The 14764-nt window shown below is 40.7% G+C and carries 12 protein-coding genes; 8 read left to right on the forward strand and 4 right to left on the reverse strand.

Annotated features, from left to right (window positions below):
• Positions 1 to 59: 59 nt before the first annotated feature.
• The 4 genes from glpD (at position 60) to NSQ76_RS05260 (ending at position 5609) form a co-directional block, all read left to right on the forward strand.
• Positions 60 to 1721, forward strand: coding sequence for a glycerol-3-phosphate dehydrogenase (gene glpD, locus NSQ76_RS05245; RefSeq protein WP_024426602.1), 1662 nt, complete (start codon positions 60 to 62; stop codon positions 1719 to 1721).
• A gap of 194 nt (positions 1722 to 1915) precedes the next feature.
• Entirely contained in the window at positions 1916 to 3661 is a 1746-nt protein-coding gene (locus NSQ76_RS05250) for a phospho-sugar mutase (RefSeq protein ID WP_277722212.1), read from the forward strand.
• Positions 3662 to 3816: 155 nt separating this feature from the next.
• Positions 3817 to 4962 carry a GAF domain-containing sensor histidine kinase gene (locus NSQ76_RS05255; RefSeq protein ID WP_125587334.1) on the forward strand — a complete coding sequence of 382 codons (1146 nt, stop codon included), beginning with the start codon at positions 3817 to 3819 and terminating at the stop codon, positions 4960 to 4962.
• On the forward strand, positions 4959 to 5609 hold the full coding sequence (locus tag NSQ76_RS05260; protein WP_341052844.1) for a response regulator transcription factor: 651 nt from the start codon (positions 4959 to 4961) through the stop codon (positions 5607 to 5609). The genes NSQ76_RS05255 and NSQ76_RS05260 overlap by 4 nt, the downstream gene beginning before the upstream one ends.
• A 400-nt stretch (positions 5610 to 6009) precedes the next feature.
• Here the strand turns inward: NSQ76_RS05260 and NSQ76_RS05265 are convergent, their stop codons facing one another.
• Complete coding sequence (locus NSQ76_RS05265; protein WP_075622702.1) at positions 6010 to 6255, reverse strand: YhdB family protein; 246 nt, start codon at positions 6253 to 6255, stop codon at positions 6010 to 6012.
• A 191-nt stretch (positions 6256 to 6446) separates the two neighbouring features.
• Here NSQ76_RS05265 and NSQ76_RS05270 point away from each other — a divergent pair, with 191 nt between their 5' ends.
• Positions 6447 to 6767, forward strand: coding sequence for a YqzG/YhdC family protein (locus tag NSQ76_RS05270; protein ID WP_135032439.1), 321 nt, complete (start codon positions 6447 to 6449; stop codon positions 6765 to 6767).
• A gap of 111 nt (positions 6768 to 6878) precedes the next feature.
• Here NSQ76_RS05270 and NSQ76_RS05275 read toward each other — a convergent pair whose 3' ends face one another.
• The gene (locus NSQ76_RS05275) at positions 6879 to 8354 is read right to left on the reverse strand and encodes a catalase (RefSeq protein WP_024425295.1); all 1476 of its coding nucleotides are present in this window, start codon (positions 8352 to 8354) and stop codon (positions 6879 to 6881) included.
• A 159-nt stretch (positions 8355 to 8513) separates the two neighbouring features.
• Positions 8514 to 8945, reverse strand: coding sequence for an Rrf2 family transcriptional regulator (locus tag NSQ76_RS05280; RefSeq protein ID WP_024425294.1), 432 nt, complete (start codon positions 8943 to 8945; stop codon positions 8514 to 8516).
• Positions 8946 to 9128: 183 nt separating this feature from the next.
• Here NSQ76_RS05280 and NSQ76_RS05285 point away from each other — a divergent pair, with 183 nt between their 5' ends.
• Both NSQ76_RS05285 and NSQ76_RS05290 read left to right on the forward strand, forming a co-directional pair.
• Entirely contained in the window at positions 9129 to 10328 is a 1200-nt protein-coding gene (locus NSQ76_RS05285; RefSeq protein WP_135032437.1) for a globin domain-containing protein, read from the forward strand.
• A gap of 67 nt (positions 10329 to 10395) precedes the next feature.
• Positions 10396 to 11817 (forward strand): SpoVR family protein, encoded by a 1422-nt coding sequence (locus tag NSQ76_RS05290; RefSeq protein ID WP_445661659.1) that lies wholly within the window; start codon positions 10396 to 10398, stop codon positions 11815 to 11817.
• A gap of 47 nt (positions 11818 to 11864) precedes the next feature.
• Here NSQ76_RS05290 and NSQ76_RS05295 read toward each other — a convergent pair whose 3' ends face one another.
• A complete protein-coding gene (locus NSQ76_RS05295) occupies positions 11865 to 13229 on the reverse strand; it encodes an alkaline phosphatase (RefSeq protein ID WP_341052852.1) in 1365 nt (454 codons plus the stop codon).
• Positions 13230 to 13582: 353 nt separating this feature from the next.
• Here NSQ76_RS05295 and NSQ76_RS05300 point away from each other — a divergent pair, with 353 nt between their 5' ends.
• Entirely contained in the window at positions 13583 to 14413 is an 831-nt protein-coding gene (locus NSQ76_RS05300; protein ID WP_341052854.1) for a LysM peptidoglycan-binding domain-containing protein, read from the forward strand.
• Positions 14414 to 14764 lie beyond the last annotated feature (351 nt).

Raw genomic sequence — 14764 nt, forward strand, 5'->3', positions numbered from 1 at the left:
TACGCTTTGGGTGTTTGCGGTCTCTTTTTCTTTACCGTACAACATGGGAGGAACAAGAGATGACTTTTTCTAGCTTAGAAAGAGAACAAATGCTTCAGGAAATGACAAAAAAACCATATGATGTGTTTATCATTGGTGGGGGTATAACAGGCGCTGGTACAGCACTTGACGCGGCTTCACGCGGAATGCGTGTCGGTCTTGCAGAAATGCAGGATTTCGCAGCAGGTACGTCCAGCCGATCAACGAAACTAGTGCACGGCGGACTTCGTTATTTAAAACAATTTGAAGTAAAAATGGTCGCAGAGGTCGGTAAAGAGCGTGCCATTGTATACGAAAATGGTCCTCATGTGACAACGCCAGAATGGATGCTTCTTCCGATGCATAAAGGCGGGACATTTGGTAAGTTTTCAACCTCTATTGGACTGAGAGTGTATGACTTTTTAGCTGGCGTAAAGCATAGCGAACGCAGAAGCATGCTAAGTGCGAAAGAAACACTTGAAAAAGAACCGCTTGTCAAAAAGGACGGCTTAAAAGGCGGCGGCTACTATGTTGAATACCGTACAGATGATGCACGCCTCACAATTGAAGTCATGAAAGAGGCTGTGAAATTCGGAGCGGAAGCGGTCAACTATGCGAAAGTAAAAGAATTTATTTATGATAAAGGCAAAGTGGTTGGTGTTGTCATTGAAGATGTCATGACGCAGAAAACATACGATGTGTATGCGAAGAAGATCGTCAACGCGACAGGTCCATGGGTAGATCAGCTGAGAGACAAGGACCACTCAAAAGAAGGAAAACACTTACAGCATACAAAAGGAATTCACTTAGTATTTGACCAATCGGTCTTCCCATTAAAACAAGCGATTTACTTTGACACGCCTGATAAACGTATGGTCTTTGCCATTCCAAGAGAAGGCAAAACGTACGTTGGAACAACAGATACAGTGTACAAAAAACAGCTGGAGCACCCGCGTATGACAAAAGCCGATCGTGACTATGTCATCCAAGCGATTCAGTACATGTTCCCTGACCTCAATATTACAGAAAAAGATGTAGAATCCAACTGGGCCGGTCTTCGTCCGCTCATTCATGAAGAGGGCAAAGATCCTTCAGAAATTTCTCGTAAGGATGAAGTGTGGACATCATCTTCAGGCTTAATCACCATTGCTGGCGGTAAATTAACAGGCTACCGTAAAATGGCTGAGCATATTGTCGATCTAGTACGTGATGGATTGAAACAGGAAACGGGCAAAGATTACGGACCATGTAAAACAAAGCATATGCCAATCTCAGGCGGCCATGTAGGCGGATCTAAAAACATGGCAGCCTTTGTTCAAGCGAAAACAGCAGAAGGCGCATCTGTTGGTTTAACAGAACCGATTGCACAAAAACTAGCTGAAAAATATGGTTCAAACGTCAGCAGTGTCTACAAACGAGTAGAGCAGCTTCAAGGGGAAGCAGACAAACGAAACATTCCAGCATATGTGCTGGCAGAGCTTGTCTATGCGATCGAAGAAGAACTAGCTGTAACACCTGTCGATTTCTTCTTAAGAAGAACAGGAAGCCTATTATTTAATATCAATTGGGCAAAAAAATACGCACAGCCTGTTGTTGACTACATGGCAGAGCGTTTTGGCTGGGATGAAGCAGCAAAACAGAAACATCAAACAGAATTAGATCAACTATTCCATGAAGCAGTCGTACCGCTTGATGCTGAATAAAAAGAAGACAAAGGGTTAAAGCAAGATCATTTTAGCCCTTTGTCAACAATCTGAAAGCCGATCATGTATCGGCTTTTTTTATTTGTGCAACATTTTTTCCAACTGCTAATGATATAGCATGACATAAAGGATGATTCCATATAAAATAACAGTAGATGTTATTTTATTGATGATAAGAGCTGGGGAGGACGACCATGAGTTGGAAGACGAATTATGAGCGATGGATCAATGAGAAGCACCTGGATACTGAATTAAAGGAATGGCTGGAGACGCATCAAGATGACCACCAGGCACTTGAAGACTGTTTCTACAAAAACCTTGAGTTCGGCACTGGAGGAATGCGCGGTGAGATTGGTGCAGGCACGAACCGAATGAATGTGTACACTGTTCGTAAAGCATCAGCAGGTCTTGCTGCGTATATTGCGAAACATGGAGAGGATGCAAAAAATAGAGGCGTCGCCATTGCATATGATTCACGCCATAAATCGCCTGAATTTGCGATGGAAGCAGCCAAAACACTTGCTTCACAAGGCATTCAAACGTACGTATTTGATGAATTGCGTCCGACACCAGAGCTCTCCTTTGCGGTTCGTGAACTGCATGCATTTGCTGGAATCGTCGTGACAGCAAGTCATAATCCACCAGAATATAATGGCTATAAAGTGTATGGTGAAGATGGCGGGCAGCTTCCTCCATTTGAAGCAGATCAAGTCATTCAAGAAGTAGATGCAATTGAAAATGAACTGTCGATTTCAGTTGACTCTGAAGAAACGTTGAAACAGCAAGGGCTGATCAAAATAATCGGAGAAGAAATCGACCATGCTTATATTGAAAAATTAAAAACCATTAGTGTGCACCCTGAGCTGGCACATGAGGTCGATGTCAAAGTCGTGTTTACTCCGCTTCATGGGACAGCCAATCACCCTGTCAGAAACGGGCTGCAGGCTCTTGGATATCAGCATGTCACTGTTGTGCCTGAGCAGGAAAAACCAGATCCACAATTCTCAACAGTGACCTCGCCGAATCCAGAGGAGCATGCAGCATTTGAGTACGCCATCAAGCTTGGCGAAAAACAAAATGCAGATATCCTTATTGCCACAGACCCAGATGCTGACAGGTTAGGCATTGCGGTCAGAGATCACGAAGGAGAATTTACCGTCTTAACAGGCAACCAAACAGGCGCTCTGCTGCTCCATTATTTATTATCTGAAAAACAAAAGCTGGGTCAGCTGCCGCCTCGTCCCGTTGTGATGAAAACCATTGTTACAAGTGAGCTTGGGCGCGCTGTAGCATCAGCTTTTGGTGCCGACACGATAGACACACTCACAGGCTTTAAATTTATTGGAGAAAAAATTAAGCAGTTTGAAAAGAGCGGAGAATACACGTTTCAATTCGGTTATGAAGAGAGCTATGGCTATTTGATCGGTGACTTTGCCCGAGATAAAGATGCGGTGCAAGCGGCACTTTTAGCCGTTGAAGTCGCTGCTTTCTATAAAAAGCAGGGCAAGTCCTTGTACGATGCACTTGTCGATATTTTCAAGCAGTTTGGATTTTACCGGGAAGGATTAAAGTCGTTAACCTTAAAAGGAAAAGAAGGAGCAGAGCAGATTTCAGCGATCCTTCATACCTTTAGAACAAACCCGCCATCTGCCATCGCAGGGCAGCGCATCACAGTGATTGAGGATTATCAATCAAATCAAAGACAACTTGTGGCTGAAAAGAAAGAGGAAACCATTCACCTGCCAGCATCAAATGTACTGAAATATTTCCTTGAGGATGGTTCGTGGTTCTGCTTAAGACCTTCCGGCACTGAGCCTAAAGTGAAATTTTATATTGCAGTCAAAGGCACGTCTTTAACAGATAGTGAAGAAAAGTTAAAGCATTTGTCAGAAGAAGTGATGAAAGTCGTTTATGATATTGTGGAAGAAACAGCGAAATAACGAAAGACAAGGCCATCGTGTATGAATACATGATGGCTTTTTCTCAGCCAAAAGGATGAGAAGAAATCATTCTTTTGGAGAAAGAGCGACGAGGGGGCTCATGGTATAATGAGCGTAATGAGAAGTGAAGGCTGCAAATGCCGGGGGTAAACATTATGGGAGAATACCAAGAGAAGGTTGAAACATTAAAAACGTTAAAAGAAATTGCTGAAAAGCTAAATGAAGGCATGGAAATGAAAGAAACGCTCCATGAAGTACTCCACATGCTGATGGATGTCACAGGCTTTCATTCAGCATGGATTTATTTTATAGAAAAAGACGGGTCATATGAACTGATGGCAGAGGTTTCCTTACCTGAAGCACTCGCAAAGCATCAAAAGCAGCTCATGTGTCAAAATGATTGTTATTGCATCAACCGTTACACAAAAGGCACACTGCAATCAGCCACCAATATTATTAATTGCAAACGGATTGAAACGGCGATTGAAGAAAAGCTTGGGGATACAGAAGGAATTACTCATCATGCGACCGTACCGCTACAAGCGTGTAAGCGTACGTTCGGCTTATTAAATGTGGCAGCAAAAGGAAAAGTCACGTTTACGCAAGAAGAGCTGAATTTGCTTGAAAGCATTGCACTTCAAATTGGCACCGCCATTCAGCGGATGAAGCTTGTGCAAAATGAACAGCAGCATGCACTTCTGGAAGAAAGAAACCGGCTGGCACAGGACTTGCATGATTCTGTCAACCAAATGCTGTTCTCTGTGAGTCTGACGGCTAAGGCTGCACGGCAAATGACAAGCGATCAAAATCTAGGGGAAATGATTGATTTTATTCAGCATTTGTCACAAGACGCTCTGATTGAAATGCGGTCACTCATTTGGCAGCTGAGACCAAGAGGCCTTGAAAAGGGGTTTACGACAGCAATTGAAGAGTATGCACAGCTTTTAGGATTACGCTGCAACTTATCTTTATTAGGCTGTATAGAAATGGATCATTCACACAATGAAACTTTGTTTCGGGTATGTCAAGAAGCACTGAATAACTGTCAAAAACATGCGGAAGTAGAAGAAGTCGAGGTCAAGCTTGAGCAATCAAAAGACACGTTGGAGATGAAAATCATTGACCACGGAAAAGGTTTTCAATATGACGAGCAGATGAGCCTTCCTTCACTTGGGCTGAAAGGGATGTCTGACCGCATCCAAAGAGCAGGTGGTACATTTTGTATCCATTCAGAGTTAGGTAAAGGAACTACGATTCATGTAAAAGTGCCATTTTCACAAGAAAGGAAGGGATCGTCATGAGAGTTGTCATTGCAGATGATCATCATATTGTGAGAAAAGGGCTTGTGTTTTTCTTGCAGACACAGCCTGATGTGGACATCGTTGGTGAGGCGTCCAATGGGCAAGAGGCATTAGAGGTTGTCAGAGAAACCCGGCCTGATATCGTCTTAATGGATTTGTCTATGCCTGTCATGAATGGCATTGAGGCAACGAAACAAATGACGCTGGAAATGCCTGACTCCCGCATTGTGATCCTGACAAGCTATGCGGATAAAGATTATGTCATTCCCGCCATTCAAGCAGGGGCGAAGGCCTATCAATTAAAGGATGTGGCACCAGAAAAACTGCTGTCAACCATGATTGAAGTACAAAATGGCACTTATCAGTTAGATGGTCATATCACGACCTTTCTCGTGCAGCATCTGACAGAGCCAAAAGAGCAGAAATGGGCATTGATGAAAGATCTCACCAATAGAGAGCGAGATGTCTTATTTGAGATTGCAAAAGGCAAAAGCAACAAAGAAATTGCCTCATCGCTGTTTATTTCTGAAAAGACTGTCAAAACGCACGTATCTCATGTATTATCAAAATTAGAGCTGGCAGATCGAACCCAAGCGGCTCTGTATGCAGTGGATTATCAAAAAAATCAGCCAAAAGAGCTGCTATGACAGACTAAAACTTTTAAGCGCACATTCAATTCAGTGAATTGAATAAAGAGTTGGTTATTTGACGTGCCCTTTTGCGTAAAAAGAGAAGTATGAACAGCCTAATTTCTAATAGAAAAACAAATAAAAGACTTGATGAGAGTATGCTCATCAAGTCTTTTTTTATTCTAAAGGAGATGATGAGCTGGTCAATCAAAGGTGAATGTAAAATCGGAGGGGATCAAGTGGAGGCATATGAATTAGTAAGTGATGACAAATTAGAGCTTTAATAAGCTTGTGATCCATACATTATCTCTAACGCTTCCGTCTATTTCATGTCAGCCACTTTATGTTTCCCAGCACTGCGCACTGCTAATTGTATGGAAAAGGGAAGGGCTAAAAAATTCATTTTAGCCCTTTTTCTTTATGTGTACATCGGTTGTGAATAAACTTCAGCAGCAGCCTCTGAAGCATGGTCAATGTACTGCAGGAGCCCATATAAACATTTTTCAACATCTGCATCGTTCCGGTTAAATTGATACGCATGTAAGAAATGCTCAATACGTTTCGAGAGCAAATCATCTTGCGTACGTACCATAAGAATAAGTAAATTATCCCATTGCGAGCGATGCGTATAATAAAGTGCTTTATCATAATCCGCCACATTCATTAAACCTTCTCCTTTCCCTTGAGAAGTCCTCATTAGTTTGCTCGGATCATATCGACTTTTTCAGGGGAAAAGTTGGTGTCCGCATCAATCGTGTACCGGGAATTATAGGCTGAATAATTGCTTCATGTATGAAAAAGGACCGGCCAGCTAAACCTAAACAAAACATATATGAAAGTGAGTTCAATGATATCATGCAGCCGAAATTGTGGATGCTTATTGCAGCAGGAATCGTTTTGCTTGGCAGTTTGATGATTCATCCTGCATCAAAAGCAGCGGTGCAGCCGTTTGAAAATTGGGAAAGACTTGCGTATACAGCGTTTAAAGATGAATATAAAGGTGCCGCTTTAAATGATTATCATTACATTGGCCGGACAGAAGTGAATGATGAGCAGACAAAAGATGTGTTTCGCGTCACTGTAAAGGAAGGATCAACTCGCTTTGCCGCACATGCAGAAATTTATTTTCATCCGGTGACCGGTCATTTGATTAGTATTAACGTGTTTCGATTATAAAAAAGCCCCTTTTTTTGTAAAGGGTGCTTGAGGCGTTCAGTCAAAAAAGACAAAGGGCTAAAATAAAGATCATTTTAGCCCTTTGTCCAACAATTTTTTTTCGAAATGGAATTACTTCATGCTACCTTGAAGATAAGCACGAATATCCACACCAAGTGAATCTGCTAATCGCTGGCCGTAATCTTCATCGGCACGATAGAAGTTGCAGATTGCAAGTAATTTTGTTTGGTCATTCACATCTTTCAGATCAGCTGTTAGGTTTTTAATCAATGCTTGTTTCTCTTCTTCAGAGTAGCTTCGATATTTTTCTCCAGCTTGTTTAAAATCGTTCGGTTTTTCAATTTTTTGTCTCACCATACGGTCACCGTGAAGAACTGGTTCACTTTCTTTGTAGTGAGGGTTTTCTTTTGGCTGATCGGCATAACGGTTTGGTTCATAGTTAATATGACCGCTTGGACGAGTCGTTGTCATAAAGCCATCCTGCTGGTTATTGTGTACAGGTGCATAAGGGCAGTTAACCGGAATGCGCATGTAGTTCGCACCAAGACGGTGGCGCTGAGTATCAGGATATGAGAACAGACGGCCTTGAAGCAGTTTATCTTCAGATGCCTCAATTCCTGGAACAAATGCACTTGGCGTGAAAGCAGACTGTTCTGTTTCAGCAAAGAAGTTCTCAGGATTGCGGTTGAGTGTCATGCGTCCTACTTTTTGAAGCGGGTAATCTTCCTCGCTCCACGTTTTTGTTGGGTCACATGGATCATAATCAAGGTCATCATAATCGCTAAGCGGCATAAGCTGAACATATAAGTCCCATGCTGGGAAGTTGCCTTTTTCAATGCGGTCATATAAATCTCTTGTCGCATGCTGGAAATCGTTTGCTTGAATTTCCGCTGCTTCTTCCATAGATAAGTTGCGAATACCTTCAGAAGGTCTCCAGTGATATTTCACATATTTTGCTTCGCCGTATTTGTTCACCCATCTAAATGTATGCACACCAGAACCGCGCATTTCAGCGTAGCTTGCAGGGATTCCTTCGTCAGAGAAAAGCCATGTGAGCATATGAGTGGATTCAGGCGTTAAGGTCATAAAATCCCAATAACGGTCAGGATCTTGAATATTGGTTACAGGATCTGGCTTGAGAGAGTGAACCATATCAGGGAATTTCAATGCATCACGAATAAAGAAGATCGGCAAGTTGTTACCAACGAGATCATAGTTGCCTTCTTCTGTATAAAATTTGACAGCAAAGCCGCGCGGATCACGCAATGTTTCAGGTGAACCTTTCGGATGAATAACGGTAGAGAAGCGAACAAAAACGTCTGTTTGTTTTCCTTCTTCACTTAAGAAGGCTGCTTTTGTATGTTTCTCCATGCTGTTTTCTACTTCAAACACACCGTAAGCGCCGGCGCCTCTTGCATGAACGACGCGCTCTGGAATACGTTCACGGTCAAAGTGTGCAAGTTTTTCAATCAAATGGTAATCATCAAGAAAGGTAGGTCCGCGGTGACCAGCTGTTCTTGAGTTTTGGTTATCGCCAACAGGCACGCCTTGGTTCGTTGTCAAATTTTTATGATTTGAATTTGTCATTCTTTTCTCCTCCTGTAAACAAAAAAGTGTTTTCTAGCAATCTATATACCCTAATTATATTGAATCAAACATGATAGTCAATATTTATTTATAATAATTTTAAATAAATTATTATTACAAGAAGGTAAAGAAAAAGACGAAAGAATAAATTCTTTCGCCTTAAAGCAGGAGCTCTCTAAGAGCATCTTTGTTTTGTGTTAAATCGTTTAGTGTGTATCGGTCTAGAACGCTTAAATAAGCAGTGAGTGCTTCATGAAGTACATGCTTTAATGAACAAATTGGGGAGATAATGCAGCTGTTTTTCTTTGGATCAAAGCATTCAACCATGACTAAATCATCCTCTGTATAACGGACAACCTCTCCAATATTAATGCTTTCTGGGCTTTTTCCAAGCCTGATCCCGCCATTTCTTCCGCGAATCGTTTCCACATACCCGCGTTTTCCAAGATGATAAATCACCTTCGTCAGATGATTTTTAGAAATGCCATAAACATCGGCGATCTGCTGAATATTTGACAGTTCATTATTTTCTCTCGAAGCTAAATAAATGAGTACCCTTAATGAGAAATCTGTGTAATTCGTAAGTTTCATTTTGACGACCTCTAAACCTAATAGAGTTTTGTATCATCGTAACACATTTTAGACAAAAACTGTTCGAGAAAGTGTAAAATGTGACAACATTTAAAACATGTATTATAAATATTGCTTTTAGAGACTGTCATCTATTACGATAAAGATGTATTTAAAATACTTCTTTTGAAAGAAGGAATGACGATGTTATCTAAAGATCAAATGAATGCAATAAAGCAATCAGCTCCTCTACTAAAAGCCGAGGGAACCAAGCTTGTCACTGTTTTTTATCAAAATATGATTCGCCAGCACCCGGAGCTGCTCAATCAATTTAATAAAACAAATCTGATGAACGGAAGTCAGCCAGAGGCACTTGCTGCGACACTATATCAAGCTGCACTGCACATTGATCGGTTAGAGGAATTACTTCCTGCGGTCAAACAAATTGCCCATAAGCATGTCAGTGTCATGGTCAAAAAAGAACAATACCCAATTGTCGGATATCACTTGATTGAAGCGATGAAAGAGGTGTTTGGCTTAAGAGAAGAAGATGCCACTTTATTAGCTTGGAAAGCTGCATATGACATCATTGCGAATATTTTCATGACCATAGAAGCAGAAATGATGGATGAAAATGTGAAACAGACAGGCGGATGGGCAGATGTGAAGCCGTTTGTGATTAAGAAAAAGAAGCAAGAATCTCCATCGCTTATCTCTTTTTATTTAGTACCAGAAGATGAATCAGAGCTGCCAATGTATAAAGCAGGTCAATATATTACGGTTCAGGCAGATATGCCAGGAGAAGCCTATATGTGCAGCAGACAATACAGCTTATCAGACGAGCATCATCCATCTTATTACCGTATTACAGTGAAGCGTGACGGTCATGTGTCTACATTTTTGCATGATGAAATGGAAGAAGGGGACGTTCTTCAAGTGAGTATGCCGCAGGGAATGTTCTGTTTGCAAGATGACATAAAAGAGCCTGTTTATTTCATCAGTGCTGGGTCTGGTGTTACACCAATGATTGGTTTAGTGAAAACTGCCGCACAAAACAGCCAGACATTCACGATGATTCATGCAGATCGATTAGAGGATGTAAACGCTTTTGAAAATGAGTTTGAACGCGTTCTAGCTTCAGCTTCCTATGGACGCATCATCCTATGTAACGAACAATTTGCGCAGTCTGGAAAGGGTGAACTCGTTGAGAAAGCGGCTTCCCGCATTGACCGTTCATTTCTTCAATCGGTGATCGGAGAAGGGAAAGGCCAATTTTATCTATGCGGTTCCCCGGTGTTTACACAGGAGATCATTCATCATCTAAAAGAGCTGGGAATTCCAGCACACCATATTCATTTCGAAGCATTCGGCGGGCAATCCACGAAAGAAATAGAAGTCGTCTAAACGATTGGCGGAACATCATGTTTTTTTACATACGCTCATATAGTAGGGATAAGTCCGATGAGGAGGGATGGTTTCCTTGAGCGTATCTGAAAAACGTCTTTTACAAAGAGCGATTGATGAAATTACAGAGATTGCAGAAGGATTTGGTCTAGATTTTTATCCGATGAGGTATGAAATCTGTCCCGCGGAAATTATTTATACGTTCGGTGCATATGGAATGCCAACACGATTCAGCCACTGGAGCTTTGGGAAGCAATTTCATAAAATGAAGCTTCATTATGATTTAGGGTTAAGCAAAATTTATGAACTGGTCATCAATTCAAATCCTTGCTACGCCTTTCTACTTGATAACAATACGCTCGTTCAAAATAAATTAATTGTGGCTCATGTATTGGCACACTGTGATTTCTTCAAAAATAATTGCCGTTTCCAAAATACAAAACGAGATATGGTCGAAAGTATGTCAGCAGCGGCAGAGCGGATCAAAGAATATGAGCATATCCATGGAACAAAAGAAGTCGAGTCCTTTTTAGATGCCGTTTTGGCTATCCAAGAGCATATTGATCCGTCTCTTGTTCGATCAAAATTAAGCTGGAATATGGAAGATGAAGAAAGTGAAGATGATAAACCAAAACGTCAAACGCCTTATGATGATTTGTGGGGAATGGATGAGCCGAAAACGCGTGAGAAAAAGAAAACTGTTAAGCAGTTTCCGCCAAAGCCGGAAAAGGATATTTTACTCTTTATTGAGGCGCATTCCCGCGAGCTGGAGCCGTGGCAGCGGGATGTCCTTACCATGCTGAGAGAAGAAATGCTCTATTTTTGGCCGCAGCTGGAAACAAAGATTATGAATGAAGGCTGGGCATCGTATTGGCACCAGCGGATTATGCGGGAGCTTGATTTGGATTCAAGTGAATCGATAGAGTTTGCGAAATTAAATGCAGGTGTGGTGCAGCCATCTAAAACAGGCATCAATCCTTACTATTTAGGGCTGAAGATTTTTGAAGATATTGAAGAGCGCTATAACAACCCGTGTGAAGAATTAAAAAAAGCAGGGGTCACAGAAGGATCAGGCCGCAGCAAAATGTTTGAAGTCAGAGAAATTGAGTCAGATATTTCCTTTATTCGAAACTACTTAACGAAAGACCTTGTGATGAGAGAAGATTTGTACTTGTTTCAAAAGCAGGGGAGAGACTATAAAGTCATTGATAAAGAATGGAAGGCGGTTCGTGATCAGTTAGTCAGTATGAGAGTGAATGGCGGCTTTCCGTATTTGACCGTGATCGATGGCGACTATTTAAAAAATAACGAACTTTATATCAAGCATTGGTATGAAGGCATTGAACTTGATCTGAAATACTTAGAAAAAGTCCTTCCGTATTTATATCAGCTGTGGGGAAGAAGTGTGCATATCGAGTCCGTTCTTGAAGGAAAAGAAGTGATGTTTTCTTATGATGGAAAAGGGGTTCATAGGAAATATCTTGCATGAAAAAGACCAAAAAAGATGTCTCTTAGCAGACATCTTTTTTGTCCATTTTATTGGTTTTTCAGCAGTTTGAAAATGTGTTTTGCTTGATCGGTATTTTCCATTAGACCTTTTAGCTGCTGGCTTGTTGGGCCATACGCAAAGAATGGAACTTCATCACCGGTATGACCAGATGTTGTCCAGCCTGTATGTGATCTTGTATTGATCACTTCTTCAATCGCATCATCAATTTTAACAGTATCCTTTGTTTCAGCGGCCTTTTGAATAGATGATATTTCTTCTTTTGTGAAATCAAGATTGATATATTGTTTCAGGGCTGACTCGACAGGCATGCCGCTGACGATTTTGTTTGCGATAAAGTCAGGCGTTTTTTTCGCTGCTTTTACCGGTTTGTAATCCCAGCTCCCTGAACCGTCTGCTCCGAAGGAAAGTCCGCCAGTTGAATGATCCGCGGTCGTGATGACTAACGTGTTTTTATCCTTTTTCGCAAAACGAATCGCTTCTTCAAATGCTTTTTCAAAATCTTTCATTTCACTCATCGCACTGACAATATCATGATCATGTCCAGCCCAGTCAATTTGACTGCCTTCGACCATAAGGAAAAATCCTTTTTTGTTTTTAGACAGCTGTTTGATGGCTGAGGATGTCATGTCTTGCAGGGAAGGGGTCGTTTGATCACGATCAATGGCTTTATCGAGACCTCCATCGGCAAAAATGCCTAACACTTTTTCATTTTTGTTTTTTTGTAAGGCAGCTTTATTGGTGACATAATCATAACCGGCTTGTCTGAATTCCTTCGTCAGATCACGATCCTTTCGGACAAAGTCGACAAGTCCTCCGCCAAGCATGACATCGACTGTATGCTGTTTTCCGATTTTCTCATCGAAGAAGTCATCGGCGATGGCTGCAGTGTTTTTCCTAGACACATCGTGAGCGGCATACGCAGCAGGCGTAGCATTTGTTAATTCAGATGTCACGACAAGACCCGTCGATTTTCCTTTTCGTTTGGCTTCTTCTAAAACGGTTTTTAGTTTTTTGCCGTTTTTGTTTACACCAATGGCATTGTTGTATGTCTTTTTACCAGTTGCCATGGCTGTACCAGCTGCTGCTGAATCGGTAATGTTATTTTTAGAGTCGTCAGGGTATGTTTTGTGCATGCCAGTGAGGTAAGGGTCAAACGCTGTTTGCTTTGAAAGGTCACCGTTGTGTTTAAATGAGCGGTAAGTTGAAAGATAGGGTGTTCCCATGCCATCTCCAATCAGCACGATCACATTTTGCACGTCATTTTTCGACTTCTTTTTAGCCTCAGCTTTGTCAGCTTGTCCAAATTCAATCCCTGAAAAAATGCCAATCGATAGCACAGATGCTGCTGCCACTGCAGCGATTTTCGTTTTCGAGCTTTTCAACACACTCATTCATTTTGCCTCCTCATTGTTTATGTATCGCTCTTACGTTTACAATGGTAGAGCAGAAGTGTGGATTCCTTTTTACAGCACCGTAAAGTTCACTTTAAAATTGTAAAGGTCCACTTTACATAGAATGAACCAAAAAGAGAAATGAATGTATCATTTATCCATGACAAGATGCGATTATTTTGTCATGATTGTGTAATAAAAATGAAATAAAAAGAACCCTAAAAAAAAATAAATTTTGCCGAATTAATAAGCATAATGTCGTAGGAAGTCAAGACTATTTCTTCTGGTATTTGATCCTTATAATAGGGAGTAGATAAAAATTCGGATCAGATAGATACATACAGGAGGAACAAATGAAAAAACAATTGATCACAGCTGCAAGTGCAGTTCTACTTGGGACGACATTATTTGCCGGAGCTGCCTCAGCACAATCAGTAAAAGTTCAAAAAGGTGACTCTCTTTCTGTTCTAGCGAAAAGATACAAAACAAGCGTGAGCAAAATTAAATCAGACAATAAGCTGAAATCTAACGTGATTTATGTTGGACAAACCTTAAAAGTGTATGGCACTTCTTCGAAAAAAGCAGTGAAGACATCAAAAACAACAACAAAAGTAAAAACGGCTTCAGCAACTGCCACTCATAAAGTTGTCAAAGGTGATACATTATCTAAGATTGGCAAAAAATATGGGATGACTGTGAAAGAGTTGAAATCGTTAAATAAACTTAAAACAGACCTCATTAAAATCGGGCAAAAGCTAAAGGTGAAAAAGACGTCTAAAGTAAAGACGAAACCTGTGAAAGAAAAAACAGTTTCTACTTCTTCCTTAAACACGTCTAAGCTCATAGCAGATGCTAAAGCGCAAAACGGTACTCCATATAGATGGGGTGGAACGACACCGCAGGGCTTTGATTGCAGCGGATTTATGTGGTATATCATTAACAAACAAAAAAAGATTTCAAGACAAACAACTGAAGGTTTCTGGGGATCGATGAAAAGTGTATCCAAACCAAAGGTTGGAGATTTTGTCTTCTTTACAACGTATAAATCAGGTCCATCTCACATGGGTGTCTACCTTGGAAACAATAAGTTTATCCATGCTGCTTCTGACGGTGTAACGATCAGTGATATGACATCAAGCTATTGGAAGCCTATTTATCTTGGAGCGAAAACATTTGTAAACTAATTCATTTTAAGAGACTGCTATGAAGCAGTCTCTTTTTTCATATATCATTTATGCCGCAGAAACTGGTCTTTTTCTCATAGATCACTATCAGTCTAAAGGCTTTAAAATAACATAATTGTGGACCCGCTTTTAAAAAAAGGGTCTTATTTTTGTTGAATAATAAGTATATGAAAAAAATATAATCTTCCATGTTGTATAATAAATAGAGGGAGACAAACTATCAATTGAATAAGGATTGAAGAAAATCTAACCGTTTTATTGACAATATTTTCGTTGATGTATAAGAATTTTCACTCTATTTTTAAAAAAAGTGTTTTCATTTTTTAATTTTCATATATAATAATTTTACGC

The organism is Bacillus sp. FSL M8-0256, from assembly GCF_038005765.1.
In the GTDB taxonomy this organism is placed as follows: Bacteria; Bacillota; Bacilli; order Bacillales; family Bacillaceae; genus Bacillus; species Bacillus safensis.